26 protein-coding genes are annotated in these 24364 nt (G+C 69.1%); 12 read left to right on the top strand and 14 right to left on the bottom strand.

What is annotated here, in order from left to right; translation table 11 throughout:
* Positions 1–8: 8 nt before the first annotated feature.
* Together EZ216_RS14250 and EZ216_RS14245 are read right to left on the bottom strand one after the other, a co-directional pair.
* A complete protein-coding gene (locus EZ216_RS14250) occupies positions 9–1655 on the bottom strand; it encodes a vWA domain-containing protein (protein ID WP_167772920.1) in 1647 nt (548 codons plus the stop codon).
* Positions 1652–2065, bottom strand: a complete 414-nt coding sequence (locus EZ216_RS14245) for a hypothetical protein (protein ID WP_135250443.1) — start codon at positions 2063–2065, stop codon at positions 1652–1654. Before EZ216_RS14245 ends, EZ216_RS14250 begins: the two co-directional genes overlap by 4 nt.
* A gap of 292 nt (positions 2066–2357) precedes the next feature.
* Between EZ216_RS14245 and EZ216_RS14240 the strand changes: the two genes are divergently transcribed.
* Together EZ216_RS14240 and EZ216_RS14235 are read left to right on the top strand one after the other, a co-directional pair.
* Positions 2358–2549, top strand: a complete 192-nt coding sequence (locus tag EZ216_RS14240) for a hypothetical protein (protein ID WP_135250442.1) — start codon at positions 2358–2360, stop codon at positions 2547–2549.
* Positions 2550–2582: 33 nt separating this feature from the next.
* On the top strand, positions 2583–3296 hold the full coding sequence (locus EZ216_RS14235; RefSeq protein ID WP_135250441.1) for a pseudouridine synthase: 714 nt from the start codon (positions 2583–2585) through the stop codon (positions 3294–3296).
* Here the strand turns inward: EZ216_RS14235 and EZ216_RS14230 are convergent.
* A complete protein-coding gene (locus EZ216_RS14230) occupies positions 3293–4060 on the bottom strand; it encodes an alpha/beta fold hydrolase (protein ID WP_135250440.1) in 768 nt (255 codons plus the stop codon). The genes EZ216_RS14235 and EZ216_RS14230 overlap by 4 nt on opposite strands.
* A gap of 95 nt (positions 4061–4155) precedes the next feature.
* On the opposite strand from EZ216_RS14230, the gene EZ216_RS14225 reads away from it, so the two are divergent.
* The 9 genes from EZ216_RS14225 (at position 4156) to ntrC (ending at position 13487) form a co-directional block, all read left to right on the top strand.
* Positions 4156–5103, top strand: a complete 948-nt coding sequence (locus EZ216_RS14225) for a YncE family protein (RefSeq protein ID WP_239024396.1) — start codon at positions 4156–4158, stop codon at positions 5101–5103.
* The gene (locus tag EZ216_RS14220; RefSeq protein ID WP_135250438.1) at positions 5069–5890 is read left to right on the top strand and encodes a polysaccharide deacetylase family protein; all 822 of its coding nucleotides are present in this window, start codon (positions 5069–5071) and stop codon (positions 5888–5890) included. The genes EZ216_RS14225 and EZ216_RS14220 overlap by 35 nt, the downstream gene beginning before the upstream one ends.
* On the top strand, positions 5887–6843 hold the full coding sequence (locus tag EZ216_RS14215; RefSeq protein ID WP_135250437.1) for a sterol desaturase family protein: 957 nt from the start codon (positions 5887–5889) through the stop codon (positions 6841–6843). Before EZ216_RS14220 ends, EZ216_RS14215 begins: the two co-directional genes overlap by 4 nt.
* A gap of 5 nt (positions 6844–6848) precedes the next feature.
* Positions 6849–7697: an EI24 domain-containing protein gene (locus EZ216_RS14210; protein ID WP_135250436.1), complete on the top strand. Its 849-nt coding sequence runs from the start codon at positions 6849–6851 to the stop codon at positions 7695–7697.
* Positions 7681–8487 carry a competence/damage-inducible protein A gene (locus EZ216_RS14205; protein ID WP_135250435.1) on the top strand — a complete coding sequence of 269 codons (807 nt, stop codon included), beginning with the start codon at positions 7681–7683 and terminating at the stop codon, positions 8485–8487. Before EZ216_RS14210 ends, EZ216_RS14205 begins: the two co-directional genes overlap by 17 nt.
* A gap of 208 nt (positions 8488–8695) precedes the next feature.
* Positions 8696–10114, top strand: coding sequence for a type I glutamate--ammonia ligase (gene glnA / locus EZ216_RS14200; RefSeq protein ID WP_135250434.1), 1419 nt, complete (start codon positions 8696–8698; stop codon positions 10112–10114).
* Between the two features lie 251 nt (positions 10115–10365).
* A complete protein-coding gene (locus EZ216_RS14195) occupies positions 10366–10881 on the top strand; it encodes a hypothetical protein (protein ID WP_135250433.1) in 516 nt (171 codons plus the stop codon).
* A 4-nt stretch (positions 10882–10885) separates the two neighbouring features.
* On the top strand, positions 10886–11971 hold the full coding sequence (gene glnL / locus EZ216_RS14190) for a nitrogen regulation protein NR(II) (protein ID WP_135250432.1): 1086 nt from the start codon (positions 10886–10888) through the stop codon (positions 11969–11971).
* A gap of 40 nt (positions 11972–12011) precedes the next feature.
* Entirely contained in the window at positions 12012–13487 is a 1476-nt protein-coding gene (gene ntrC, locus EZ216_RS14185) for a nitrogen regulation protein NR(I) (protein WP_135250555.1), read from the top strand.
* A gap of 99 nt (positions 13488–13586) precedes the next feature.
* On the opposite strand, the gene xth is transcribed toward ntrC, so the two are convergent.
* From xth to EZ216_RS14155, 6 genes are read right to left on the bottom strand one after another with little or no spacing between them, the layout of a single operon-like run.
* A complete protein-coding gene (xth, locus tag EZ216_RS14180) occupies positions 13587–14363 on the bottom strand; it encodes an exodeoxyribonuclease III (protein WP_135250431.1) in 777 nt (258 codons plus the stop codon).
* A 13-nt stretch (positions 14364–14376) separates the two neighbouring features.
* Positions 14377–14994 carry a DUF4337 domain-containing protein gene (locus EZ216_RS14175; RefSeq protein ID WP_135250430.1) on the bottom strand — a complete coding sequence of 206 codons (618 nt, stop codon included), beginning with the start codon at positions 14992–14994 and terminating at the stop codon, positions 14377–14379.
* A gap of 1 nt (position 14995) precedes the next feature.
* On the bottom strand, positions 14996–15496 hold the full coding sequence (locus EZ216_RS14170) for a dihydrofolate reductase (protein WP_135250429.1): 501 nt from the start codon (positions 15494–15496) through the stop codon (positions 14996–14998).
* Positions 15497–15500: 4 nt separating this feature from the next.
* On the bottom strand, positions 15501–16310 hold the full coding sequence (locus EZ216_RS14165) for a thymidylate synthase (RefSeq protein ID WP_135250428.1): 810 nt from the start codon (positions 16308–16310) through the stop codon (positions 15501–15503).
* Between the two features lie 7 nt (positions 16311–16317).
* Positions 16318–17730 carry an FAD-binding oxidoreductase gene (locus EZ216_RS14160; RefSeq protein ID WP_135250427.1) on the bottom strand — a complete coding sequence of 471 codons (1413 nt, stop codon included), beginning with the start codon at positions 17728–17730 and terminating at the stop codon, positions 16318–16320.
* Complete coding sequence (locus tag EZ216_RS14155; RefSeq protein WP_239024387.1) at positions 17727–18119, bottom strand: DUF2069 domain-containing protein; 393 nt, start codon at positions 18117–18119, stop codon at positions 17727–17729. The genes EZ216_RS14160 and EZ216_RS14155 overlap by 4 nt, the downstream gene beginning before the upstream one ends.
* A 23-nt stretch (positions 18120–18142) precedes the next feature.
* On the opposite strand from EZ216_RS14155, the gene EZ216_RS14150 reads away from it, so the two are divergent.
* A complete protein-coding gene (locus tag EZ216_RS14150; protein WP_135250425.1) occupies positions 18143–19345 on the top strand; it encodes a YihY family inner membrane protein in 1203 nt (400 codons plus the stop codon).
* Here the strand turns inward: EZ216_RS14150 and EZ216_RS14145 are convergent.
* Genes EZ216_RS14145 through EZ216_RS14125 form a run of 5 tightly spaced genes read right to left on the bottom strand, consistent with a single transcriptional unit; the run spans position 19342 to position 24363 of the window.
* Positions 19342–19668 (bottom strand): Mpo1-like protein, encoded by a 327-nt coding sequence (locus EZ216_RS14145; RefSeq protein ID WP_135250424.1) that lies wholly within the window; start codon positions 19666–19668, stop codon positions 19342–19344. The genes EZ216_RS14150 and EZ216_RS14145 overlap by 4 nt on opposite strands.
* Positions 19669–19701: 33 nt before the next feature.
* Positions 19702–20985: a cytochrome P450 gene (locus EZ216_RS14140; protein ID WP_135250423.1), complete on the bottom strand. Its 1284-nt coding sequence runs from the start codon at positions 20983–20985 to the stop codon at positions 19702–19704.
* Positions 20982–22592, bottom strand: a complete 1611-nt coding sequence (locus EZ216_RS14135) for a GDYXXLXY domain-containing protein (protein ID WP_135250422.1) — start codon at positions 22590–22592, stop codon at positions 20982–20984. Before EZ216_RS14135 ends, EZ216_RS14140 begins: the two co-directional genes overlap by 4 nt.
* Positions 22589–23560, bottom strand: a complete 972-nt coding sequence (locus tag EZ216_RS14130) for a DUF2157 domain-containing protein (protein WP_135250421.1) — start codon at positions 23558–23560, stop codon at positions 22589–22591. Before EZ216_RS14130 ends, EZ216_RS14135 begins: the two co-directional genes overlap by 4 nt.
* Positions 23557–24363 (bottom strand): alpha/beta fold hydrolase, encoded by an 807-nt coding sequence (locus EZ216_RS14125; protein WP_135250420.1) that lies wholly within the window; start codon positions 24361–24363, stop codon positions 23557–23559. The genes EZ216_RS14130 and EZ216_RS14125 overlap by 4 nt, the downstream gene beginning before the upstream one ends.
* Position 24364 lies beyond the last annotated feature (1 nt).

Here is a 24364-nt window from a genome sequence, read left to right as displayed (position 1 = left end):
CACCGCCGTCAGAGCTTGACGCCCGTGGTCTGCCCGGCCTTGACCGTGACGGACCGGAATTCCTGGCGGCCTTGCATGCGAACCTGGTAGTCACCGGGCGCCAGGCGAAGCGCTTCACCGCCTGTCATTCCCTCGCCGACGCGTTGCCCGTCGGGCGTGGTGACTTCGAATCCCGTGCGCATGGCCGCTTCCATCGCGCGGGCAAGCCCGGCCGCGTCGCCGGCGTCGTGGTAGCTGCCGTCCGCGAGCTGGGCCCAGTGGCGCAGCGTGGCCTGCAGGCGCCGGTCGTCGATGGCGAATCCGACGATGTTCACGCGAGTGGAGGGAGTGGCTTTCTTCAGCCGCGCGATGGCGGCGGCGGCGTCGCCGCCGCAGGTTTCTTCGCCGTCCGTGAGCAGGACGATGAGCCGCGGACCCTTCGCCGCGGCGAGGTCGTCAGCGGCCTTTTCGAGCGAGGCGCCGATGGGCGTTCGTGCCAGGTTCCTGACCTGGAGCGCCGTCATCTTCGCCGCGACGGCCGCGGGGTCGAGTGGACCCAGCGGCATCTCGAGGTCGGTCTGGCACGAATCGGTTTCTCGCCCGTAGATGCGCAAGGCAAAGGGTATGCCGCGGGGAAGGGTCGTCGACGTCAGCTTCCTGAGTGTTTCCCGCGCCCAGTCGATGCGACGCTTTGAGCCCATGCGCTGCAGCATGCTGCCCGAGGCGTCGAGGATGATCTCCACCGCGCCATCGGCCGCCAGCGTGGCGGCGTCGACCTTCAGGAAACCGGGCGGCTGACGCCCCGGCGACACCTTCAGCGGCGCGCGCGCCAGCGTTGCGTGGGACTGGCCGGTGCTGTAGCGCAGCTCGTAGTCGCCCGCGTCCAGGGGAGCGGCCAGGCGTGCCGGGTTGCCGCGCGCGGTGTAGGCGAAGTTGCCTGAGGCTCCCTCGTGCGCGGTCTTCGGAACCACGGTGACGTAGTCGCCCGCGTTGTTCGGGCCCTGCCACTGCACCTGCAAGGGGTTGCCGCTCTCGACTTCGGCTGGGGCCGACAGCGATGCGTCGACGGGGTCCACATGCAGGCGCGCGGAGGCCAGCGTGGCATAGGACTGGCCGGCAAGGTACCTCACCTCGTAGTCGCCCTGCTCGTCCGGCGCCCGCAGCTCGAGTGCCCCCGTCTTCACGTAGACGAACGGGCCGTAACGACCCTGCGGGGAGCCGGCCTTCACGACGGTGACGAAGTCGCGTGCGTTGCCGGGCCCTTTCCATTCCACGCGCAGGCTCTTGCCGGCCTGCACCCGCGCCGGTGCCTCGAGGCTGGCCTCGGCGCCTTCCACCTGCAAGGACGCGCGCGCCAGCGTCGGATAGGGCGGCCGGGCACCCATGAGGCGGATCTCGTAGGCGCCGGCCCGGGCGGGCGCTGTCAGGCGGATCGAACCGCCTTCGCCGGCGTGCTTGTAAGCGTCATAGAAACCTTCGCGGCTGCCTTTGGCCACGATGGCAAGAAAATCCCGGGGCTGGGCGGGGCCCGTCAATTTCACTTCCACTTCGGACCCCGCCTTCGTGCCGGCTGGCGCCTGGAGGGCCGGCTGGGCCCAGGAGGCGCCGTACAGGCCCAGCGGGGCCACGGCCTGCAGGAAGACCAGTGCGAAGCGAGGCGTGAGGGCGGCGGTCATCTGGCCCGCCCGATGGAAGATGCGAACGGCCGGGCGGCCACGTTGGCAGCGGCAGCGTCCGCCCATGCCGCAGGCGCCTGCGGCGTCGCCGGGATCGCCGCGAACTGGGCAACGATGCTCAGCGCCGCGCTGGGCTTCAGGTCACCGCAAAGGCCGACGCCCCGCTGAAACGAATCCTCGAACGGCAAGGCGCCGTCGGGGCCGCCGCCGATCCTCATGATCAGGTACGTTTCCAGCTGCGGACCGGGGTCGCCCACGATGGAGAGGATGATGCCGTTCGGCAACTGGAAGGTGCAGATGCCGGTATTGCGGATGTTCTCCTCCCACTGGGCCATCAGGACAGCCTTGCGATGGGCCAGAAGAATCCGTTGGGCGAGGACCTGCAATCCGGTGTGAATTTGCGCACTCATTGGCGTGCTCCTGCCGGCGCTTCGCGCCGGTTGCGGCGAAGTATCCGCAGCGACCGGAGAAGCAGATAGGCAGAGACTGCTCACGGAGACAGTTTCGCCGGACATTGGTGCGGCGCCGGCACCATCCATCGCGGCCGAGCCGCCGTGCCCTCACGGGCCGGCGGCTCTTCTTCTTCTGCTTCTGGCGCACGGCACGCGTCCTACACGCATGCGGCCAAGTCCTACACCCGACGGCAGGCGCCGCTCCTAGGCTGCGGCCCACTTGTTCCCGACCCGCCAAGGACGCACCTCCATGCACCAGTCCCCGTTGAAGGAACTCGGCGGCCCCCGCCGCGAGAAGTACGCCGCCTTCTTTCCCGTCTCCGAAGACGATGACGCCGACGAGCGCCGGCTGCAGCGCGGCAGCCAGCCGAAAGCCCGGAAATTCCACCTGCGCCAGGAAGCACCGCGCGGCGAACGCGCGCGCCAGCACCCCAAAGGCTGACCGTCCCGCCGGGTAGCGCATACTGCGCGCCCGATGCAACTGCAGCAGATCCTTTTCAGCCAGGGGTTCGGCACCCGCCGCATCTGCGCGGGCCTCATCCAGCAAGGGCTGGTCGAGATCGCCGGCAACGTGCGCACCGACCCGCTGGAGGAAGTGGACCCCGAAGGCCTGCGCTTCTCGGTGCAGGGCCGCGAGTGGCCGTTCCACGCCAAGGCGTACCTGATGCTGCACAAGCCGGCGGGCTACGAGTGTTCGCAGAAGCCGTCGGCCTGGCCAAGCATCTACACGCTGCTGCCCGGGCCCGTGCGCCAGCGCCCCGGACCGCCGGGCGTGCAGGCCATCGGCCGCCTGGACCAGGACACCACCGGCCTGCTGCTGCTCAGCGACGACGGCACGTTCATCCACCGTATGAGCTCGCCCAGGCACCACGTGCCCAAGGTCTACGAGGCGGTGACCAAGCACCCGATCGACGCGCGCCAGGTCGAGCGCCTGCTCGCCGGCGTGGTGCTGGACGACGACCCCAAGCCGGTGCGCGCTTCCGCCTGCGAAGCGGCGGGCGAGCAGCTCCTGCGCCTGACGCTGACCGAAGGCAAGTACCACCAGGTCAAGCGCATGGTGGCCGCGGTGGGCAATCGCGTGGAAGGGCTGCACCGCTCGCGCATCGGCGGGCTCGAACTGCCGGCCGACATGGCGCCTGGCCAGTGGCGGTGGCTGGATACGGCTGAGTTGGCGCTGCTGCGCGCTTAGGGGTTTCCGCGCAGGAACTGCGCGATGCGCTGCGTCACCGCTTCCGGCTGGTCGCGGTGAGGTGAGTGCCCGCAGCGCTCCAGCACTTGCATCTCGAAGGGCCCGTTGGTCGGCGCGATCTCCTCGATCTGCCGCAAGGTGCCGTACGCGTCGTCCACGCCCTGGATCGCCAGCACCGGCGCGGTGATCCTGCGGCACTCGGGCCGGATGTCGAAGTCGCGGAACGCCGGGTTCAGCCACGCGTCGTTCCACTGCCAGAACGCCACGTCGACGTCGGCGTGGAACTTCGCCAGCCGCTCGCGCAAGCCCGTGCCGTACGCGTCGCGGGCCTGTGCGATGGAATCCACCGACACGTCTTCCACGATGACGTGCGGCGCCATCACCACGCAGGCCGCAAGCGGGTGCCGGCTGGCATGCAGCAGCGCGATGCTGCCGCCGTCCGAATGGCCCACCAGCACCGGCGCCTGCAGGTCCAGCGCCTTCAACAGCGCGGGCAGGACCTCCCACGCCTCGCGATGCATGTAGCCGGGCTGTAACCGTCCTGCACCACGCACGTCGGGCACGGGGTCGGATCGGCCGTAGCCGCGGCGCGAGTACACGATGCCCGCGCGGCCCGTGGCCGTGCACAACTGCGCGGGCCAGTCGCGCCACATCGACACCGAGCCCAGGCCTTCGTGCAGGAACACCACCGGCGCCAGTCCTCCGGCGGGTGCCGGGATGCGTTGCACTTCCAGGCGCACCCCGTTGATTTCCATCAGTTCCATGCGAGGGATGTTACGGGAGCGCGCGCACCTGCAGACTACACTTGCGAGTTGTCCCGAAAGCCCTCGTGATCCGTCTCTTGCGTTCCCTCGCCCTCGTGCTGGCCGCCTGGTGCGCCGCCCAGGGCGCCGCGGCCCAGAACCGCCCGATCTTCGTGCTGAATTCGCTCGACGCGAACGTCAGCATCATCGACCCGGCCAACTGGTCGGAAGTGCGCCGCCTGCCCACGGGCAAGGAGCCGCACCACCTGTACCTCACGCCGGACGAGAAGTCGCTCATCGTCGCGAACTCGCTGGGCGACTCGCTCACTTTCATCGACCCGAAGACCGCCGAGGTGCAGCGCGTCGTGCGCGGCATCCTCGACCCCTACCAGCTGCGCTTCTCGCCGGACATGAAGTGGTTCGTCACGGCCGGCAACCGCCTGAACCACGTCGACGTCTACCGCTGGGACGGCAGCAACCTGCAGCTGGCCGGCCGCGTGGCGACGTCGCGCACGCCCAGCCACATCTGGATCGACAGCCGCAGCACCACGGCGTACGTGTCCATGCAGGACAGCGACGAACTGGTGGCGGTGGACCTGGCGTCGCAGCAGGTGCGCTGGCGCGTGAAGACCGGTCCGATGCCGGCCGACGTGTACGGGACGCCCGACGACCGCACGCTGATCGTCGGCCTGACCGGCGGCGACGGCATCGAGGTGTTCGACGTCTCCGGCGCGCAGCCGCGCAGCGTGCGCCGCATCAAGACCGGCGCGGGCGCGCATGCGTTCCGCGCGGCCGGCGACAAGCGCCACGTGTACATCAGCAACCGCGTGGCCAACACCATCAGCAAGATCGACCTGAACACGCTGGACGTGGTGGCCAGCTATCCGGCGCCGGGCGGTCCCGACTGCATCGAGGTGCTCGAAGGCGGCAAGATGCTGATGGTCACCTCGCGCTGGGCGCGCAAGCTCACGGTGATCGACACCGAGACGCGCAAGGTCGTGCGCCAGGTCAACGTGGGCAAGTCTCCCCATGGCGTCTGGACCCTGGACCACGCGCCGCGCTGAACTGCGCCGCGCCGCCGCCGCGGGCCTGCTCGCGCTGGCGGCCCCCGCGCTGTTCGCGCAGGACTGCGGCAAGCCGGTCTACCTGACGTTCGACACGGGCCACATGGGCGTCGCCCCGCTGGTGGCCGACGTCCTCAAGCGCGAGAACATCCGCGTCACCTTCTTCGCCGCGCAGGAAAAGACGAAGGAGGGCGACGGCAGCCTCGGCCAGCACTGGGCGCCCTGGTGGAAGGCGCGCGCCGCCGAAGGCCACGAGTTTGCTTCGCACACGTACGACCACGTCTATTGGCGCGCCGACCTGCCCGACGGGCGCTTCCGCGTGCGCCCCTCCTCGGGGCCGCAGGAAGGCCGCGACCAGGTCTGGACCGCGGCGCAGTACTGCGAGGAGATCCAGCGCGCGGCCACGCGCCTGCGCGAAGTCACCGGCCGCGAACCGCTGCCGCTGTTCCGCGCGCCCGGCGGCAAGACGTCGCCGAAATTCCTGGCCGCCACGCGCGCCTGCGGCTGGCAGCACGTGGGCTGGGCGCCCGCCGGTTTCCTGGGCGATGAACTTCCCAGCGAAAAAGTGTCCAATGACCAGCTGCTGGCGCGCGCGTTGCGCGACATCCGCCCGGGTGACATCCTGCTGGCGCACTTGGGCATCTGGTCGCGGCAGGACCCGTGGGCGCCGGCGGTGCTGGAACCGCTGGTCAAGGGCTTGAAGGAGCGGGGCTTCTGTTTCCGCACGCTGCGCGAGCATCCGCAGTACGCGGGCTGGATAGCGCAAAAGGAAGAGCGAAGGAAATGAACGGGTTGGAAGCGGCGTTCGGCGCCGCGCAGCAATGGTTGTTCGAAGCGGTGGTGCAGCCGGCGATGTTCGCGCTCGGGCTGGCCAGCCTGCTGGAAGACGGCTACGCGGCCACCGGCTGGCTGCTGGTCGGCCTGCTGCAGATCGCCGTCATGCTGCTGGTCATCGGCCCGCTGCAGCGCTGGCGCCCGGTGGAGAAGGTCACCGACCGCACGGCGGTGCGCACCGACGTGCTGTATACGCTGATCCACCGCCTGGGCCTCTTCCGCGTCGTGCTGTTCTTCACCGTGCAACCGCTGTTCGACGAAGGTTTCGGCTGGCTGCACCTGCAGGGCATCGGCGCCTTCCAGCTCGACGCCCTGTGGCCCGGCATCACCGACCTGCCGATCGTCAGCTTCGCGCTGTACCTGGTCGTGTTCGACTTCGCCGACTACTGGATCCACCGCGGCCAGCACGGCCTGCGCTGGTGGTGGGGCCTGCATTCGCTGCACCACTCGCAGCGGCAGATGACGATGTGGAGCGACAATCGCAACCACCTGCTGGACGACGTGCTGCGCGACAGCCTGCTGGTCATCCTCGCGCAGCTCGTAGGCGTGCAGCCGGGCCAGTTCGTCGCCATCGTCGCCATCACGCAGCTGTCGGAAAGCCTGCAGCACGCCAACCTGCGGTTGTGGTTCGGCCGTTTCGGCGAAAGGCTCTGGGTCAGCCCGCGCTTCCACCGGCTGCACCACGCCGTCGGCCTGGGGCACGAGAAGCGCGGCCGCGGCTCGCTGGGCGGCCACAACTTCGGCGTGCTGCTGCCGTGGTGGGACGTGCTGTTCGGCACCGCCAACTTCGAGCACCGCTACGAGCCCACCGGCATCCGCGACCAGGTGGAAAAGAACCGCGACTACGGCCGCGGCTTCTGGTCGCAGCAGTGGCTGGGCTTCAAGCGCATGCTGGGGCGGGGCTGAAAGCCGTGGGGCTGCTGCTCGATTCCTTCTGGCGCGCGGCGGCTTACTGCCTGCATCCGCGCGTCATCGCGCTGTCGTTCCTGCCGCTCATCGTGATGGTGGCCATCGCGCTGGGCGCGGGCTGGCTGTGGTGGGATGGCGCGGTGGACGCGGTGTTCCGCTGGCTGGAATCGTACGAGCTGATCTCGCGCGTCGGCGGCTGGCTGGTGTCCCTGGGCTTCGGCGGGCTGCGCACGGTGATGGCGCCGCTGATCGTCATCTTCCTGGCCACGCCGGTCATCGTGGTCGGCTCCATCGTCGCGGTGGCGGTGCTGATGGCGCCGGCGCTGGTGCACCTGGTCGGCGAGCGCCGCTTCCCGGCGCTGGAGAAAAAGCGCGGCGGCAGCGTGCTGGCCAGTATCGCCTGGTCCATCGGCTCTTCGTTGCTCGCTCTCATCGCGCTGGTGATCTCGCTGCCGCTGTGGCTGATCCCGCCCTTGATCCTGGTGCTGCCGCCGCTGATCTGGGGCTGGCTCACCTACCGCGTGATGGCTTTCGACGCGCTGGCCGAGCATGCCAGCAAGGAAGAACGGCGCCTCATCCTCAAGCGGCACCGCTGGCCGCTGCTGGGTATCGGCGTGCTCACCGGCTACCTGGGCGCGGCGCCCAGCATCGTGTGGGCCTCGGGCGCACTGTTCGCCGCCGCGTTCGTCATCCTGGTGCCGGTGGCGATCTGGATCTACACCGTCGTGTTCGCGTTCTCCTCCCTCTGGTTCGCGCACTACGCGCTGGCGGCGCTGGCCTTGCTGCGGCAGCAGCCGATCGAGGCGGAAGCGATGGTGCCGGTAGCATCGCGGGATGACCACTCCCGCTGAAATCGGCCTCGTCATCGTCGGCGACGAGATCCTCTCGGGCAAGCGCGCCGACAAGCACCTTCCCAAGGTCATCGAACTGCTCAACGCCCGCGGCCTGCAACTGGCCTGGGCCGATTACGTGGGCGATTCGCCCGCGCGCATCACCGCCACGCTGAAGCGCGCCTTCGACTCCGGCGCGCTCGTGTTCTCCTGCGGCGGCATCGGCGCCACGCCCGACGACCACACGCGGCAGTGCGCGGCGGCGGCGCTGGGGGCCAAGCTGAAACTGCATCCGCAAGCCGAGATGCTGATCCGCGAGCGCATGCAGGACGTGGCGCGCGAGCAGGGCGTGCCGTACGAGCCCGACCGGCCCGACAACATCCACCGCCTGAACATGGGCGTGTTCCCGGAAGGCGCGGTCCTCATCCCCAACCCGTACAACAAGATCCCCGGCTTCTCGGTGCGCGACGTGCACTTCGTGCCCGGCTTCCCGGTCATGGCCTGGCCGATGATCGAATGGGTGCTGGACACGCGCTACCAGCACCTGTTCCGCCGCGGTGCCTACGTGGAGCGGTCGGTCATCGTGTTCGGTTCGATGGAGGCCACGCTGACGCCGTTGATGGAAGAGGTGGAGCGCGACCACCCCGGGGTGAGGGTGTTCAGCCTGCCCAGCGTGGACCACCCGGAATACGGCCGCCACATCGACCTGGGCGTGAAGGGCGAACCCGCCCCGGTGGGGCCGGCTTACGAGCAGCTGGTGGCCGGCCTGAAAGCCTTGGGCGCCAAGCTCGGCCCCGAATTGGTGCGCTAGCATCCACGCACCAAGTTGGCACCTCGTGGTTTTGCACCATGAAGGTGCATTGCTCATCGGCCCGCGTCACCGTTCCGTAGGGAAACGCGACCCCGCATGACCGACAATCGCCCGGCTTTGCGCCGGGAGCCATGCACCAGCTTTGGCACAGAACCTGCATCCCGCAGCCCGTCCATTTCGCAACAACCATCCAACCGGAGAAAACCTGATGGCAGCCAAGACCGTCGCAGACGTGATGAAGATGGTGAAGGAGAACGAAGTCAAGTTCGTCGACTTCCGCTTCACCGACACCCGAGGCAAGGAACAGCACGTGTCCGTGCCCATCTCCCACTTCGACGAAGACAAGTTCACCTCGGGCCACGCCTTCGACGGTTCCTCGATCGCCGGCTGGAAGGGCATCGAGGCGTCCGACATGCTGCTGATGCCGGACCCGAACACGGCCAACATCGACCCGTTCTTCGAAGAGACCACGCTGTTCCTGTCGTGCGACGTGCTCGACCCGACCGACGGCAAGGCCTATGACCGCGACCCGCGCTCCATCGCGCGCCGCGCCGAGGCGTACCTGAAGGCTTCCGGCCTGGGCGACACCGCCTACTTCGGCCCGGAACCCGAGTTCTTCATCTTCGACGACGTGCGCTGGGGCAACGACATGTCCGGCTCGTTCTTCAAGATCGACGAGTACGAAGCGCCCTGGAACACCGGCAAGCAGATCGAAGGCGGCAACAAGGGCCACCGTCCCACGGTCAAGGGCGGCTACTTCCCCGTTCCCCCGGTCGACAGCACGCAGGACATGCGCGCCGAGATGTCCCTCATCCTCGAATCGCTGGGCATCCCGGTCGAGGTGTTCCACCACGAAGTGGCCGGCGCCGGCCAGAACGAGATCGGCACCAAGTTCAGCACGCTGGTGCAGCGCGCCGACTGGACCCTGCTGCTCAAGTACGTGGTGCACAACGTGGCCAACGCGTACGGCAAGACCGCCACCTTCATGCCCAAGCCGCTGGTCGGCGACAACGGCTCCGGCATGCACGTGCACCAGTCGATCTGGAAGGACGGCAAGAACCTGTTCGCCGGCGACGGCTACGCGGGCCTGTCGGACTACGCGCTGTACTACATCGGCGGCATCATCAAGCACGCCCGCGCGCTGAACGCCATCACCAACCCCGGCACCAACAGCTACAAGCGCCTGGTGCCCGGCTTCGAGGCGCCGGTGAAGCTGGCCTACTCGGCCAAGAACCGCTCGGCTTCCATCCGCATCCCGTTCGTGGCCAACCCGAAGGGCCGCCGCATCGAAGCGCGCTTCCCCGATCCCCTGGCCAACCCGTACCTGGCCTTCTCGGCCCTGATGATGGCCGGCCTGGACGGCGTGGAAAACAAGATCCACCCGGGCGAAGCCGCCACCAAGGACCTGTACCACCTGCCGCCGGAGGAAGACGCGAAGATCCCGACCGTCTGCCACAGCCTGGACCAGGCGCTGGAGTACCTGGACAAGGACCGCGCGTTCCTGACCAAGGGTGGCGTGTTCACCGACAGCATGCTCGACGCCTATATCGAGCTGAAGATGACGGAAGTCACCCGCTTCCGCATGGCCGTGCACCCGGTCGAGTACGACATGTACTACAGCCTCTGAGCAGGCCGATGGGGGCTGTATTTCGATACAGCCCGATTCACGCAAAGCACCGCCACGGCGGTGCTTTTTCGTTGACGGCGCGCCGCACACGCCTGTGGCTTTCCGCACGGCAGCCCATCAGCAGGCGTTGCCGGGACGGTGCTTTTTGGCCTTTTTGCCTTGCAAATCAGGAGCTTGCCTTGCATTCCTGATCAGCTTTGACATACTGGCAGGCCGTCCTGAGCACGGGCACCGTGCAAGGAGCTCCCCCAATGAAGTCCGCCCTCACCCTCACCATCGCACTGGCTGCCGCGTTCTGCGCGCACGCGCAGGGCGGCGCGCGCATCTTCCGCTGCGGCAACACCTACACCAACGACGCCAAGCAGGCGGAGCTGCAAGGCTGCAAGCTGGTGGAAGGCGGCAACGTCACCGTGGTCGAAGGCACCAAGGTCAATGGCGCCAACGCCGTGAAGGTCGCCGCCGCACCCAGGGAAGCGCCCGCGGGCGGCCCCCAGAAGGTGGAATCGGCCGAGCAGAAGGCTCGCGACTCCGACGCCCGCCTGATCCTGGAAGCCGAGCTGAAGAAGGCCGAAGCGCGCCAGGCCGAGCTGGCCAAGGACTGGAACAACGGCGAGCCCGAGAAGCTGGGCCCCGAGCACCGCAACCACCAGAAGTACCTGGACCGCGTGGCCGAAATGAAGGCCGCCATCGCCCGCAACGACAGCGACATCGCCGGCATCAAGCGCGAGCTGGCCCGCCTGTCGGGGCAGGCCTCCGCCTCCAAGTGAAGGCTTGAGCCCCACCGCCGCTCCGGCGCCGCCGACCCCGGCCCAGGCCCGCTTCCAGGCCTTCGATCTCCTCGCCACGCTCGTCGCCGTCGTCTCGCCCGACGGCACGGTGCTGTTCGCCAACGCCGCGCTGGAAGATGCCCTGGGCACCTCGCGGCGCGCCATCGAAGGCTCCAACTTCCCCCAGTTCTTCACCGAGCCCGCGCCGCTGCGCACCGCCATCGAAGGCGCGGGCAGCAACGAGTTCGCCGCGCTGCGCTACGACGCCTGGCTCACGCGCCACGGCGCCGACGCCACGCAGGTGCACGTGGTGGTGGCGCAGACCGACCGGCCCGACCAGATCGTGGTGGAACTGCTGCCGCTGGAGCAGCAGGCCCGGCAGGAGCGCGAGGAGCGCCTCATCGACCAGGCGCAGGCGAACAAGGAATTGATCCGCAACCTGGCGCACGAGATCAAGAACCCGCTGGGCGGCATCCGCGGCGCGGCGCAGCTGCTGGAGATGGAGATCGGCCGCGACCTGAAGGAATACACGCGGGTCATCATCCACGAGGCCGACCGCCTGCAGACGCTGGTGGACCGCCTGCTGGCGCCGCACCGCCGGCCGCACGTGGTGGGCGACGTCAACATCCACGAGGTGTGTGAGCGCGTGCGTTCGCTGATCCTGGCCGAATTCCCGCGCGGCCTGCGCGTGGTGCGCGACTACGACACCTCGCTGCCCGAATTCCGCGGCGACCGCGAGCAGCTGATCCAGGCGGTGCTGAACATCGCGCACAACGCCTGCCAGGCGCTGGCCGAGCGCATCGCCGCGGGCGAAGCGCAGCTCACTTTCCGCAGCCGCATCGCGCGCCAGGTCACCTTCGGCAAGCAGCGCTACCGACTGGCACTGGAATTGCATGTCATCGACAACGGGCCGGGAGTGCCCCCGTCCATCAAGGACCGCATCTTCTACCCGCTGGTGTCGGGCAGGGAAGGCGGGTCGGGACTGGGGCTGACGCTGGCGCAGACCTTCGTTCAGCAGCACCATGGGCTGATCGAATGCGACAGCGTCCCGGGGAGGACGGATTTCAAGATCCTGATCCCCTTGCCCTGAGACCGACCGAGAACAGTGACCTGACGTGAGCGCCGAACACATGAAGCCGATCTGGATCGTTGACGATGACCAATCCATCCGCTTCGTGCTGGAGAAGGCGCTGTTGCGGGAGGAACTGCCCACGCGCAGCTTCACCAATGCGCGCGAAGTGCTCGCCGCGCTGGACAGCGCCAACGACGACCAGGGACCGCAGATCCTGGTCAGCGACATCCGCATGCCGGGGGGCAGCGGCCTGGACCTGTTGAACAAGGTCAAGGAAAAGCACCCGGGCCTGCCCGTCATCATCATGACGGCGTTCTCCGACCTGGACAGCGCGGTGTCCGCGTTCCAGGGCGGCGCGTTCGAGTACCTGCCCAAGCCCTTCGACCTGCCCAAGGCCATCGAGCTGATCCGCCGCGCGGTGGAAGAAAGCCAGCGCGAGGAAGTGGCCGAGGAGCGCATGAACGGCGCGCCCGAGATGCTGGGCCAGGCGCCCGCGATGCAGGACGTGTTCCGCGCCATCGGCCGCCTGTCGCAAAGCAACGTGACGGTGATGATCACCGGCGAGTCGGGCACCGGCAAGGAACTGGTGGCGCGCGCGCTGCACAAGCACTCGCCGCGCGCCAACGGGCCTTTCGTCGCCATCAACACCGCGGCCATCCCCAAGGACCTGCTGGAGAGCGAGCTGTTCGGCCACGAGCGCGGCGCGTTCACCGGCGCGCAGACCATGCGCCGCGGCCGCTTCGAGCAGGCCGAAGGCGGCACGCTGTTCCTGGACGAGATCGGCGACATGCCGTTCGACCTGCAGACGCGCCTGCTGCGCGTGCTGTCCGACGGGCACTTCTACCGCGTGGGCGGGCACAGCGCGGTGAAGGCCAACGTGCGCGTCATCGCGGCCACGCACCAGGACCTGGAGCAGCGCGTGAAGGAAGGCGTGTTCCGCGAGGACCTGTTCCACCGCCTGAACGTCATCCGCCTGCGCCTGCCCGCGCTGCGCGAGCGCCGGGAAGACATCCCCATGCTGGCGCGCCACTTCCTGCAGCAGTCGGCCAAGCAGCTGGGCGTGGAGCCCAAGCGCATCTCCGATGCCGCGCTGGCGCGGCTGACCTCGTTCGCCTTTCCCGGCAACGTGCGACAACTGGAAAACGTCTGCCACTGGCTCACCGTGATGGCGCCGGCGCAGTCCATCGAGCCGAAAGACTTGCCGCCGGAAGTGGCGGCCGCGATTCCCGTGGCCGTGCCTGCCACGCGTCCGGCGGAGGCTGCTCCCGCGGAAGCGGCCGTGGCGTCCCCGATGCCTGCCGTCACCGCTGCGGCCGCCGCGGGCAACTGGGAGTCGGGACTGGAAGCCGAAGCGATGGAACTGCTCGCCGCCGGCCGCCACGACGTGTGGGAAGCGCTGACCAAGCGCTTCGAATCCAGGCTGATCCTCACCGCGCTGGCCAACACGCGCGGCCGCCGCATCGAGGCGGCCCAGAAGCTGGGCATCGGCCGCAACACGATCACGCGCAAGATCCAGGAGCTGGGGCTGGAGTAGGCGTTGTCATGCCGGGCTTGACCCGGCATCCATCACGGGCGGGTGGATGAAGGCGCGGGAGGTGGATGGCGGGTCAAGCCCGCCATGACACATGCACCGTCAGATCTCGACAGTCACCGGCGCGTGGTCGCTGGGCTGCTTCCACTTCCTCGGCGTGCGGTCGATCGCGCAGCCCTTCACCTGAGGCCGCAATGCATCGCTCACCAGCACGTGGTCGATGCGCAGCCCGCGGTTCTTCTGGTAGCCCAGCATCCGGTAGTCCCACCAGCTGAAGCTCTTCTCCGGCTGCTCGAATAGGCGGAAGCTGTCGCACAGCCCCAGCCTGATCAATCCCTGGAAGTGCTCGCGCTCTTCCTTCGTGTGGTGGATGGTGTCTTTCAGTCCCACCGGATCGAACGAGTCGCGGTCTTCCGGCGCGATGTTGAAGTCGCCCAGCAGCACCAGCCGCGGGTGCGCCTTCAGCTCCTCGCCCACGTACTGGTTCAGCCCGCCCAGCCACGCCATCTTGTAGGCGAACTTTTCCGAGCCCGGCGCCTGGCCGTTGACGAAGTAGCCGTTGACCACGCGCACGGGACCTTCCGGCCCGTCCACCGTCGCCGTGATCACGCGCGAGCTTTCATCCGGGTAGTGCGTGATGTTGCGCACCACGTCGCGCAGCTCGGTGCGGCTGAGGATGGCCACGCCGTTGTACGTCTTCTGCCCGAACACCGCGCAGTGCGCATAGCCCGCGGCCTGCAGTTCCATCAGCGGGAACTTGTCTTCGGTGAGCTTCAGCTCCTGCAGGCACAGCACGTCCACCGGATTGGCCGCGAGCCAGTCCAGCACGTGCTGCAGCCGCGCGGTGAGCGAGTTGACGTTCCAGGTGGTGATCTTCACGGGCGTGCGCGTCTCAGATGTGCAGCAGGGCCAGCGCGCCCACGCCGATGCCGACCACGCCAACGCCCACCATGCCCCACTCCAGCCATTTCTTCTTCGTGAGCAGCGCGATGGCGGCCAGCGCGATGGACACCTGCAGCGCGGTGGTGGCCTGCGCCCAGCGGTGGTGCAGGTGCATCTGCACGTCGCTCTGCTTGTCCCACTCGGCGGACTGCGCCTCCAGCTTGCGCGCCTCGGCTTCGATGTCCTTCTTTTCCTTTTCGTAGCGGTCGATCTTGGCCTGGTACTTCTCGCGATCGGCCGCCGCGGGCGACATGTCGCGCGAGACCTCCGCCAGCGACTGCTTCGTGCTCTTGCTCTGAAAGTAGTTCCACTGGTTGGACGCCTCGGTCTTCTTGATCGCGGCGTTGTTCTTGTACAGGCCCGCGTTGGCCTGCGTGGCGCCGCCCATGTACGCGAAGATCGCGCCGATGGTGGCGATGACCGCCGTGAACATGGCGATCTGGTTGGTCATGCTGCCGCCCGCGATGCCGTGGTGCGCCTGGTCGCCGTGGCCGGCGGCCGCGTGCTGCTGGGCGTGTTCCAGCTCGTGGTCGTGCGGGCCGTGGACGTGGAAGCCGGCTCCTGACATGTCATTGCCCTCCTTGCGGGTCGTTCGTGTACGTGACGAAAGCGTAAGCCAGGCCGGTGGAGGACACGTGACGCTCGCGCGCCCGCTCGTGCCAGCCCGGTCCCAGGGTGGGGGCGAAGGTGTCGCCTTCGAAGGCCTGCTCGATCTCGGTGGCCTCGGCCACCCGCGCCAGCGGCTCGGCCAGCCGGTACAGCTCGCCGCCGCCGATGACCCACGCCTTCTCCGCCCCGGCGCAGAGTGCCAGGGCGGCTTCCAGCGAGGCAACCCGCTCCGCGCCTTCGGCCCGCCAATCGGCCTGCCGCGTCACGACGATGTTGCGCCGGCCCGGCAGCGGCCGGAACTTCGGCGGCAGCGAGTCCCAGGTCTTGCGGCCCATGATGACGGGCGAGCCCATGGTGACGGCCTTGAAGTGCGCCATGTCCTCCGGCAGGCGCCAGGGGATCCTGTTGTCCTTGCCGATCACGCCGTTGGCGGCGCGGGCGTAGATCAGGCCCAGCTGCATGCGCTCAGATCGCCACCGGCGCCTTGATGGCCCCGTGGCACTGGTAGTCCAGCACCTCGAAGTCTTCGTACTCGTAGTCGAAGATCGACGCGGGCTTGCGCTTGATGTTCAGCACCGGGTATGGGTAGGGCGCGCGAGAGAGCTGCAGTTCCACCTGCTCGTGGTGGTTGCTGTAGATGTGGCAGTCGCCGCCGGTCCAGATGAAGTCGCCCACGCCCAGGTCGCATTGCTGCGCCATCATGTGCGTCAGCAGCGCGTAGCTGGCGATGTTGAACGGCACGCCCAGGAAGATGTCGGCGCTGCGCTGGTACAGCTGGCACGACAGCTTGCCGTCCGCCGCGTAGAACTGGAAGAACGCATGACAGGGCGCCAGCGCCATCTTCGGGATGTCGGCCACGTTCCAGGCGCTGACGATGATGCGGCGCGAATCGGGGTTGGTCTTGATCGTCTTGACGGCCTCGGCGATCTGGTCGATGTGCCCGCCGTCGGGCGTGGGCCAGCTGCGCCACTGCACGCCGTACACCGGGCCCAGGTCGCCGTCCTCGCGCGCCCATTCGTCCCAGATGGTGACGCCGCGCTCGCGCAGCCAGTTGTTGTCGCTGCTGCCCTTCAGGAACCACAGCAGTTCCTGGATGATGGACTTCAGGTGCACCTTCTTGGTGGTCACCAGCGGGAAGCCCTCGTTCAGGTCGAACCGCATCTGGTAGCCGAACACGCTGCGGGTGCCGGTGCCGGTGCGGTCGGTCTTGGGCGTGCCGTGTTCGTAGACATGGCGCATGAAGTCTTCGTACTGGGAGCGGACGGGGCGATCCATGAGCGGATTATCCGTGCAGCACCCGGCCCGGATTCATGACGTTTTCGGGGTCCAGCGCCCCCTTGATCGCCCGCATCATCGACAGCGCCACCGGCGACTTGTAGTGCGGCAGCTTGTCCACCTTCAGCGAGCCGATGCCGTGTTCGGCCGAGATCGAGCCGCCGAACTTCGCCACCTGGTCGTGCACGATGCCGTTCACCCGCGCTTCCTGCTCGCGCAGGAACTTCGGCGCGTCGCCGCCCTCCGGCGCCTGCACGTTGTAGTGCAGGTTGCCGTCGCCCAGGTGGCCGAAGTTCACCAGCCGCACGCCGGCGATCTCGCGGCGCAGCAGCGCGTCGGTTTCGTCGCAGAAGGCGGGGATGCGCGAGATCGGCACCGAGATGTCGTGCTTGATGTTCAGGCCTTCCTGCGCCTGCGCCAGCGGGATGCTCTCGCGCACGTGCCACAGCTGGTGGGCCTGCGCGATGTTCTCGGCCACGACGGCGTCGGTCACCAGGCCCGCTTCCATCGCGGCTTCCAGCAACTGCTCGAACTGCGCGCGCGCATGCGCTTCGGATTCGTGGTCGCTGTTCTCGATCAGCACGCCCCACGGGCTCTCGGCCGCGAACGGCACGCGCTGCTGCGGGAAATGCTTGGTCACCAATGACAGCGCGAACTGCCCCATCACCTCGAAGCCGGTGAGGCCCGCGCCCAGGTGAAGGTGCGCCATCTCCAGCAGCCGCACCGCGTCGGCCATGGAGCCGATGGCCGCCCACGCCGTGAGCGCGGCGGCGGGCTTGGGGTACAGCTTCAGCGTGGCGGCGGTGATCACGCCCAGCGTGCCTTCCGCGCCGATGAACAGGTCGCGCAGGTCGTAACCGGTGTTGTCCTTGCGCAGGCCCGACAGGCCGTCCCAGGTCTCGCCCTGGGCGTTCACCACCTCCAGGCCCAGGCACAGCTCGCGCGCGTTGCCGTAGCGCACGACCTGCGTGCCGCCGGCGTTGGTGGCCAGGTTGCCGCCGATGGTGCAGCTGCCTTCGGCCGCCAGGCTGAGCGGGAAGAACAGGCCGGCGGCATCGGCCGCTTCCTGCACGGCCTGCAGCACGCAGCCGGCTTCCACGGTCATCGTCATGTTGTCGCGGTCGATGCCGCGCACGGCTTTCATGCGCTGCAGGTTCAGCACCACCTGCCGGCCGCTGGTGTCGGGCACGCCGCCGCACACCATGCCGGTGTTGCCGCCCTGCGGCACCAGCGAAGTGCCGGCCGCCGCGCAGGCCCGCACGACGGCGGCCACTTCCTGCGTGCTGGCGGGCCGCACCACGGCCAGCGCCTTGCCGTGCACTCGCTTGCGCCAGTCCTGCTCGTACGCGGAGAGGTCGCCTTCGGTCAGCACGTGAGGCGCGCCCACGATGGCACGCAGTTGGTCGGTCAGCGAAGTCATGGGCGTTTCTTGCGGGGCCCGAGCCGCAGCCGCACGTGCATCGCGCACGCCGTGAACAGCAGCAGGCAGAGAACAACTTCCAGCAGGGCGAGGACTTGCGACGTGCCGCGGTCGCTCCAGCCGCGCACCACGCCTTCGGTGAAATACAGCCACACCAGCAGGCTCACCCAGCGGTAGGTGTACAGGCGGTGCCGCAGCAGGCCCGCGAGCGGCACGCACAGCGGCAGCACCTTCAGCGCCCACAACGAGCCGCCGGGGCGCAGGGGCGCCAGCCACAGTTCCCAGGCCAGTCCCAGCGCGATGAGCGCCACCAGGCCGCCCACGGCCAGGGCCCGGATGCGGCGCAGCTCGGGGGAAGCCGGCGTCGCGGCGGAAGCGGTGGTGTCCATGGCCGATGGCATCATAGCGGCCGATGAAATGGGCCCTGCCGCTCGCCGAGCTTTCCCGCTTCCCGTGGCTCGACGCAGCACGCACGCTGGTGCAGCGTTTCCGCGAAGACCGCATCGGCCTCACCGCCAGCAGCCTCACCTTCACCACCACCATCGCGCTGGTGCCGCTGGTGACGGTGACGCTGGCCGTCTTCACCGCCTTTCCCATGTTCGGCAAGCTGCAGGGCGCGCTGCAGACCTGGCTGGTGCAAAGCCTGGTGCCAGACGCCATCGCGCGCTCGGTGCTGGGCTACGTCACTCAATTCGCGGGCAAGGCCAGCCGCCTGGGCGTGGCCGGTCTGGCGGCGCTGCTGGTGTCGGCGCTGGCGCTGGTGCTCACCATCGACCGCACGCTGAACGCCATCTGGCGCGTGCGCCGTCCGCGCCCGCTGGCCCACCGCGTGCTGATGTACTGGGCCGTGATGACGCTGGGGCCGCTGCTGCTGGCCGGAAGCCTCACGCTCACTTCGTACGCGGTGTACGCGTCGCGCGTGCTGCTCAAGGGCGTCCCGGGCAGCTGGCAGGTGCTGCTCGACTTGCTGGAGTTCGCGCTGGTCGCGGGCGCGCTGATGGCGCTGTACCGCTTCGTGCCCAACGCACCGGTGAAAAACACGCACGCGCTGGCCGGCGGCATCTTCGGCGGCCTGGGCATCGAGATCGCCAAGCGCGTGCTGGCCTGGTACCTGGGGCTGGTGCCGACGTACTCCGTCATCTACGGCACGTTCGCCACCGTGCCGATCCTGCTGGTGTGGATCTACCTCGTGTGGATCATCGTGCTGCTGGGCGCCGTGCTGGCCGCCTACCTGCCCAGCCTGCTCAGCGGCGTGCGGCGGCGCCCGCCGGCGCACGGCTGGCAGTTCGAACTGGCGCTGGAGGTGCTGCAGCAGCTGAATCTGGCCGCCAGCTCCTCGCGCCGCGGCCGTGACATCGACGAACTCTCGGGTGCGCTGAAGGTCGACCTGTTGCAGCTGGAGCCGGTGCTGGAAACGCTGGTGCAGCTGGATTGGGTGGGACGCCTGAACGAAGTGGACGACGACGTCGCCACTCGCTACGTGCTGCTGGCGGACGCGCAGTCGACGGCTTTGGAGCCGCTGATGCGGCACCTGTTGCTGCAGCGGAGCGGCGCGACGTCGAAGCTGTGGGACGAGGGCGGCTGGACCCGCCTGTACCTGAAGGACGTGCTCTAGAACCGGATCTTCCCGGTCCAGATGTCCTTGTACATGACCCAGTCGCCCATGAAGCTGTAGAGCGGGCGCTTGAAGCTGGCCGGCTTGTTCTTCTCGAAGCCGAAGTGGCCGATCCACGCGAAGGCGTAGCCGCACAGCAGGCCGGCGGGCAGCCACCACAGGCTGCCGGTGACGAACATCATCGCCAGGCACACCAGGCCGAGGCTGCAGCCCACGAAGTGCAGGCGCCGGCAAGTGCGGTTGGAATGCTCGCTCAGGTAGAAGGGGTAGAACTCCGCGAACGAATTCAGCGTGCGTGGATCGGTGCCGGCGGAAGCGCTCATGCCTGTCTCCTGGTTCTGCTTTTCCGGCGCAGTTTATGCCACGGCGAAAGGCGCGTGCAGGAAGCCGCGGAAGCGCGCCCGCCCGCCGCGCACCGGCGGCTGGGTCAGCCGGTAGCGCGGGAAGCGCGCCAGGAAGCGGCCGATGGCCACCCGGCCTTCCAGCCGCGCCAGGCTCAACCCGGCGCACTGGTGGATGCCGAAACCGAAAGCCAGGTGCCGGTTGTTGACGCGGTCCAGGCGCAGATCGTCGGGACGCTCGAACTGCGCCGGGTCGCGGTTGGCCGCGCCGATGCACAGCGTGACCAGCGCGCCCGGCTCCAGGCGCACGCCGCCGACTTCGACCGCCTGCACCGCGCGCCGGTTGCCCAGCTGGTTGGAAGATTCGAAGCGCAGGAATTCGTCGACCGCCGTGGACAGCAAGGGCTCCAGCGCCTGCCAATCGGGTCGCGGACCGATGGTGCGCAGCAGCCAGTCGAGCTGGCCCGGCCATTCCTGCAGCGCCACCAGCGCGTTGCCGATCAGGTTGGTGGTCGTCTCGTGGCCGGCGTTGAGGATGAAGATGCAGTTCTGCAGCAGCTCCTGTTCGGTGAGCTGCTCGCCGCCCTGTTCGCCCTGGATCAACCGCGTGAGCACGTCGTGCTCGGGGTCGCCGGGGTGCAGGCGCCGCTGCGCCACCAGGCCTTTCAGGTACGCCAGCATCTCGGTCACGCTGCGATTGCCGCGCTCTTCCTGGTCCGGCGTGAGCTTCGGTTCCAGCGCGCCCAGGATGGCCAGCGACCAGTCGCGCAGCGGCCCGCGCTCGGCGTGCGGCACGCCCAGGAGGTTGCCGATGATCTCCACGGGGATGGCGGACGCGAAGTCTTCCACCAGGTCGCCGCCGCCGCGCGCCTCGATGCGGTCCAGCAGCCCATCCACCAGTGTGACCAGGCCCGGTTCCATCTCCGCGATGGCGCGCCGCGTGAGCGCGCCCATCATCAGCTTGCGCACGCGCGTGTGCAGCGGCGGGTCGTTGAACACCAGGCTGGTGGTGTGGTGCGCCAGCAGCGGCGAGCCTTCGCCGTACTTGGGCGTGAACTCCACTTTCTTGTCCGAGCTGAAAGCGTGCGCGTCGCGGTACACCGCGACGAGATCGGCGTAGCGGGTGAGGAAGAAGGAGCCGTCCGGCATGCGGCGCACCGGTTCGCTGTCGCGCAGCGCCGCATACACGGGGAAGGGATTGGCGTAGAACTCCGGCGGCAAGGCGCGCAGGTCGAGCGCAGAAGCGATCTCGCGCGCGCGTTGCGGCGACATCGGCGGCGTGATGTCGGCGGAGTTCATCGCGCTTGCCCCAGCCGCTGCAGCTTCTCGTCGGCCAGACCCACCAGCAGCGCGCGGCCATCCGGCAGCACGCGGAACTCGCCATAGCGCGCGCGGGCGAAGGTGTCGGCATCGCCTTCGCGGAAGAACCATGCGTCGGTCACCAGCATCCAGCGGCCGCCCCTGGGTGTGAGCTCGATGCGCATTTCGTCCGCCGCCAGCGCCGCCGCTTCCGTCACCACGCGCAGCGGCTGCGCGATGCCTTGCGCGTCCAGGCGCGCGATCAGCTGCGGGCGGCGCAGCGTCGCCAGGTTGTCCGGCTCGCGGTCGGTGCGCGGCAAGGGCCAGTTCAACTGCATGTAGTCGCCCTGCATCAGCGAGCGGGGATCGACCGGCGCCAGCGCGACATACACGCGGCGGCCGTTGGCGATCAGGTCTTCCTTCTGCCAGATGGCGAAGTTGGCGACGCCCAGAGTGATGACCGCGGAAGCCGCTACCAGCGCCGCCGGTACCCCAAGGCGCGCCGGTGTCCGCACAGTGGCGCCGCCGATGCGCACCGACCAGGCGAGAGCAGCCAGCACCGCACCGGCGCCCGCGAGCACCAGCGCCTTCTGGGCCAGCGGCCATTGCAGCTGGTAGTAGAACGCGCCGACGATCCAAGCCGCTGCCACGCCCGCGGCCGCGGCGAGAAGCGGCCGCCCGCTGGTCGCGGTCAGCGCCAGCGCGAACAGCGTGCCGCCCAGCGCGGGCAGGAACCAGCACAGCGCCGCCAGCACGAGCGCCACGCCCATCCACGCGGGCCGGCGCAGCCCCGGCCAGGCGCGCGCGGCCAGCACGGCGCCGGCCAGCGCGAACAGCACCGAGCCGGCCTGCATCGCGGGCCACAGGCCGCCGCGGAAATGCCGCACCACGTCGCGGGCGATCTCGCCGGCGAAGCTGCCACCCAGCGTGCCGCCCACCAGGAAGGTCATGCCCGACCACCAGGCCAGGCCGGCCAGGCTTTGCAGCAGCCAGCCGGCGCCGGCGGCTTCCAGCGTGGCGGCGGTGTCCGCATCGGCACGGCCCTGCAGCCACAGGCCCGCGCCCCAGGCGAGCAGGGCGGCGGACAGGCCCGCCCAGACGGGCGTCAGCGGCGAGTTGAAGCGCAGCAGGTCCTTGTCGACGAACATGAGGACGAACAGCCCGCCGGCGGTGGCGCCCAGCAGCACGCGCAGCCACGGCTTGGGCAGCAGGCGCGCCAGCCCCAGGCTGATGGCGAGCAGCACGAACGAGGCCAGCTGCACCGGCAAGTCACGGTACAGGCCCATCGCGAGCAGGCCGCCGCCCGCCAGCAGGACGGGGAACGCGATCTGTTCGACGAAAACCGGGATGCGGTCCGCGCGCAGCAGCATCGCCGCCGCGGCGAGCGCGAGCGTGCCGACGAGGTACGCGCCCACGCCCTTGCTGATGAACGGGCCGAACAGCGCGCCAAAGGCGAACAGCAGCGGCATCGCCGCCAGCCAGGCGCCCAGCGCGGTGAGCAGGACGACCGGCCAGGGCCGTGCCTCCGAAGGCTGCACCGCCGCTTCGCGCGGCAGCAGTCCGCGTTCGACGCCGAAGCGCAACGCGCGATCCACGGCGGTGGTCATGCTTCGGGCTCCCCATAGGCGCGGGACAGGCGCAGCACCAGTTGCACGGAAGCGGCCAGCAGCCCCGCGGCCGCCAGGCCCAGCAGCAGGAACTGGCCGAACCAGTCGCCGTGGTGCCCGTCGAACAGGGCTCGCCCCAGGCCGCACACCAGGAGCGTGTCCAGCGCCAGCGCCACGGCGCTGAGCGCGAACACGTCGAACGCGGCGCGTTGCGCCAGCAGCGCACCGGCGCCCGCCAGCAGCAGCAACCCCAGCCAGTAGTGGGGCGCCACCTTGGAATGGAACAGCCCGCCGAGTGCACTGGCGCCCAGCGCGACGACGGCCAAAGTGGCCGCCGTGCGGAACGACCACACGCCCGCGCCGGTCCAGCGCGAAGCGCTGCGGCTCAGCCCCGCGGCGATGAGGCCCAGCGCGATCCACGCGGTGGCGTGCGTGCCCAGGTCGCCGGGCGCCACGCGCCAGCGATGGCCGGCGTGCGCATACGTCCACAGCGCGACAGCGGTGGTGGCGACGAGCGCCCAGGGCGCCCACACCACGTCGCTGCGCGCGCCGAAAGCGAGCGGCAGGGCCAGCACGGTCCACAGCGCGAACAGCTGCCACGCATCCGCGCCGGTCTGGTAGGTTTGGCCGAAGTACGCGAACAGCCCTCCCGTCGCCAGCAGAGCGGCCAGCCCCGCGGGTGCGCGCAGGCCGGGCCGAAGTGCTGCCGCGACACAAGCCACCAGCACCGCGCCTTGCAGCAACGCGAAGCGGCCCATGCGGCCCAGCGTGTCCCAGTTGGCGGCCAGCCAGAGGATGATGCCCAGCCCGAACAGCGCCGCCGCCAGCACCGCGACACCTCGCGCCAGCCAGCGTTGCAACTGCCCGGGCTCGTGGCCCAGCGCCGCGGCCTGCACCAGTTCGGCCGTGCCGGCAGCCGGCACGCGGTAGCGCTCGGCAAGTTCGTAGATCGGTAGCCGCGTGCTCATGGCTTCAGGAAGTCTTTCAGCGCGGCCAGCACCTGCTCCGGCGCCTCGGTCATCATCTGGTGGCCGCCGTCGACCAGCACCGTGCGGCCGTCGCGCGCCCTGGCCTGTAGCGATTGCGCGGCGCGCGGCGGCGTCATCGCATCGTTGCGGCCCAGCACGAACAGCACGGGGCACTGCACCTTGTCCATCGCCGCCTCGCCGCCCTGGTAGCTGTCGCAGGCGACGAAGCCGCGGTGGAACACGTTGACCTTCGTGTTGCCGGCCAGCACGCGCCGCATCAGCGCTTTCGATCCGCCGTACAGCCACGTGCCCGGCCCGAGCGCGGAGGGCGGCGGCGCCAGCATGGAGTGCGAGTACACGTTGACCATGTCGATGGCCTTCTGCGGCGCGTTCAGAGAGTCGTCCAGCAACGCGGCCGACACCTTCATCGGCGACGCGGTGCCGAGCAACGCCACGCGCGAGATGCGCGACGGCGCCATCGCGGCCGCTTCCAGCGCCGTGAGCGAGCCGAAGCTGTGGCCGACCAGCGCGGCCTTCTCCACCTGGACCGCGTCGAGCAGGTCGATGACGAAGCGCGCCGCTTCCTCCACGCTCTTCGGGGGATCGCCTTCGCTCTTGCAGTGCCCGGGCAGATCGGGCGCCAGCACGTTCCAGCCGTGGTGCGCGAAGTAGCGCGTCTGCAAAATGAACACGCTGTGGTCGTTCAGCACGCCGTGGATGAAGACCACGGTGGGCTTGGCGGGATCGAAAGCCTTGCCGCCGGTGTAGCAGAAGGTCTTGTGGCCGTGGACGGTGAGTTCCATG

This window comes from Ramlibacter humi (assembly GCF_004681975.1).
Classification (GTDB): domain Bacteria; phylum Pseudomonadota; class Gammaproteobacteria; order Burkholderiales; family Burkholderiaceae_C; genus Ramlibacter; species Ramlibacter humi.
Note: the sequence above shows the minus strand (reverse complement) of the source record. Positions and strands in the feature narration are given on the sequence as shown.

Excerpts from the sequence above, each read along its gene's own strand:
- EZ216_RS14175 (WP_135250430.1), bottom strand. The coding sequence starts at position 14,994 with ATGTCAGGAGCCGGCTTCCACGTCCACGGCCCGCACGACCACGAGCTG.
- EZ216_RS14235 (WP_135250441.1), top strand. The coding sequence starts at position 2,583 with ATGCAACTGCAGCAGATCCTTTTCAGCCAGGGGTTCGGCACCCGCCGC.
- glnA (WP_135250434.1), top strand. The coding sequence starts at position 8,696 with ATGGCAGCCAAGACCGTCGCAGACGTGATGAAGATGGTGAAGGAGAAC.
- EZ216_RS14170 (WP_135250429.1), bottom strand. The coding sequence starts at position 15,496 with ATGCAGCTGGGCCTGATCTACGCCCGCGCCGCCAACGGCGTGATCGGC.
- EZ216_RS14155 (WP_239024387.1), bottom strand. The coding sequence starts at position 18,119 with ATGGACACCACCGCTTCCGCCGCGACGCCGGCTTCCCCCGAGCTGCGC.
- EZ216_RS14160 (WP_135250427.1), bottom strand. The coding sequence starts at position 17,730 with ATGACTTCGCTGACCGACCAACTGCGTGCCATCGTGGGCGCGCCTCAC.
- EZ216_RS14245 (WP_135250443.1), bottom strand. The coding sequence starts at position 2,065 with ATGAGTGCGCAAATTCACACCGGATTGCAGGTCCTCGCCCAACGGATT.
- ntrC (WP_135250555.1), top strand. The coding sequence starts at position 12,012 with ATGAAGCCGATCTGGATCGTTGACGATGACCAATCCATCCGCTTCGTG.
- EZ216_RS14230 (WP_135250440.1), bottom strand. The coding sequence starts at position 4,060 with ATGGAACTGATGGAAATCAACGGGGTGCGCCTGGAAGTGCAACGCATC.
- EZ216_RS14165 (WP_135250428.1), bottom strand. The coding sequence starts at position 16,310 with ATGGATCGCCCCGTCCGCTCCCAGTACGAAGACTTCATGCGCCATGTC.
- EZ216_RS14220 (WP_135250438.1), top strand. The coding sequence starts at position 5,069 with ATGGCGTCTGGACCCTGGACCACGCGCCGCGCTGAACTGCGCCGCGCC.
- EZ216_RS14195 (WP_135250433.1), top strand. The coding sequence starts at position 10,366 with ATGAAGTCCGCCCTCACCCTCACCATCGCACTGGCTGCCGCGTTCTGC.
- EZ216_RS14240 (WP_135250442.1), top strand. The coding sequence starts at position 2,358 with ATGCACCAGTCCCCGTTGAAGGAACTCGGCGGCCCCCGCCGCGAGAAG.
- EZ216_RS14150 (WP_135250425.1), top strand. The coding sequence starts at position 18,143 with ATGAAATGGGCCCTGCCGCTCGCCGAGCTTTCCCGCTTCCCGTGGCTC.
- EZ216_RS14130 (WP_135250421.1), bottom strand. The coding sequence starts at position 23,560 with ATGAGCACGCGGCTACCGATCTACGAACTTGCCGAGCGCTACCGCGTG.
- EZ216_RS14135 (WP_135250422.1), bottom strand. The coding sequence starts at position 22,592 with ATGACCACCGCCGTGGATCGCGCGTTGCGCTTCGGCGTCGAACGCGGA.
- EZ216_RS14125 (WP_135250420.1), bottom strand. The coding sequence starts at position 24,363 with ATGGAACTCACCGTCCACGGCCACAAGACCTTCTGCTACACCGGCGGC.
- EZ216_RS14145 (WP_135250424.1), bottom strand. The coding sequence starts at position 19,668 with ATGAGCGCTTCCGCCGGCACCGATCCACGCACGCTGAATTCGTTCGCG.
- EZ216_RS14205 (WP_135250435.1), top strand. The coding sequence starts at position 7,681 with ATGACCACTCCCGCTGAAATCGGCCTCGTCATCGTCGGCGACGAGATC.
- EZ216_RS14215 (WP_135250437.1), top strand. The coding sequence starts at position 5,887 with ATGAACGGGTTGGAAGCGGCGTTCGGCGCCGCGCAGCAATGGTTGTTC.
- EZ216_RS14140 (WP_135250423.1), bottom strand. The coding sequence starts at position 20,985 with ATGAACTCCGCCGACATCACGCCGCCGATGTCGCCGCAACGCGCGCGC.
- EZ216_RS14250 (WP_167772920.1), bottom strand. The coding sequence starts at position 1,655 with ATGACCGCCGCCCTCACGCCTCGCTTCGCACTGGTCTTCCTGCAGGCC.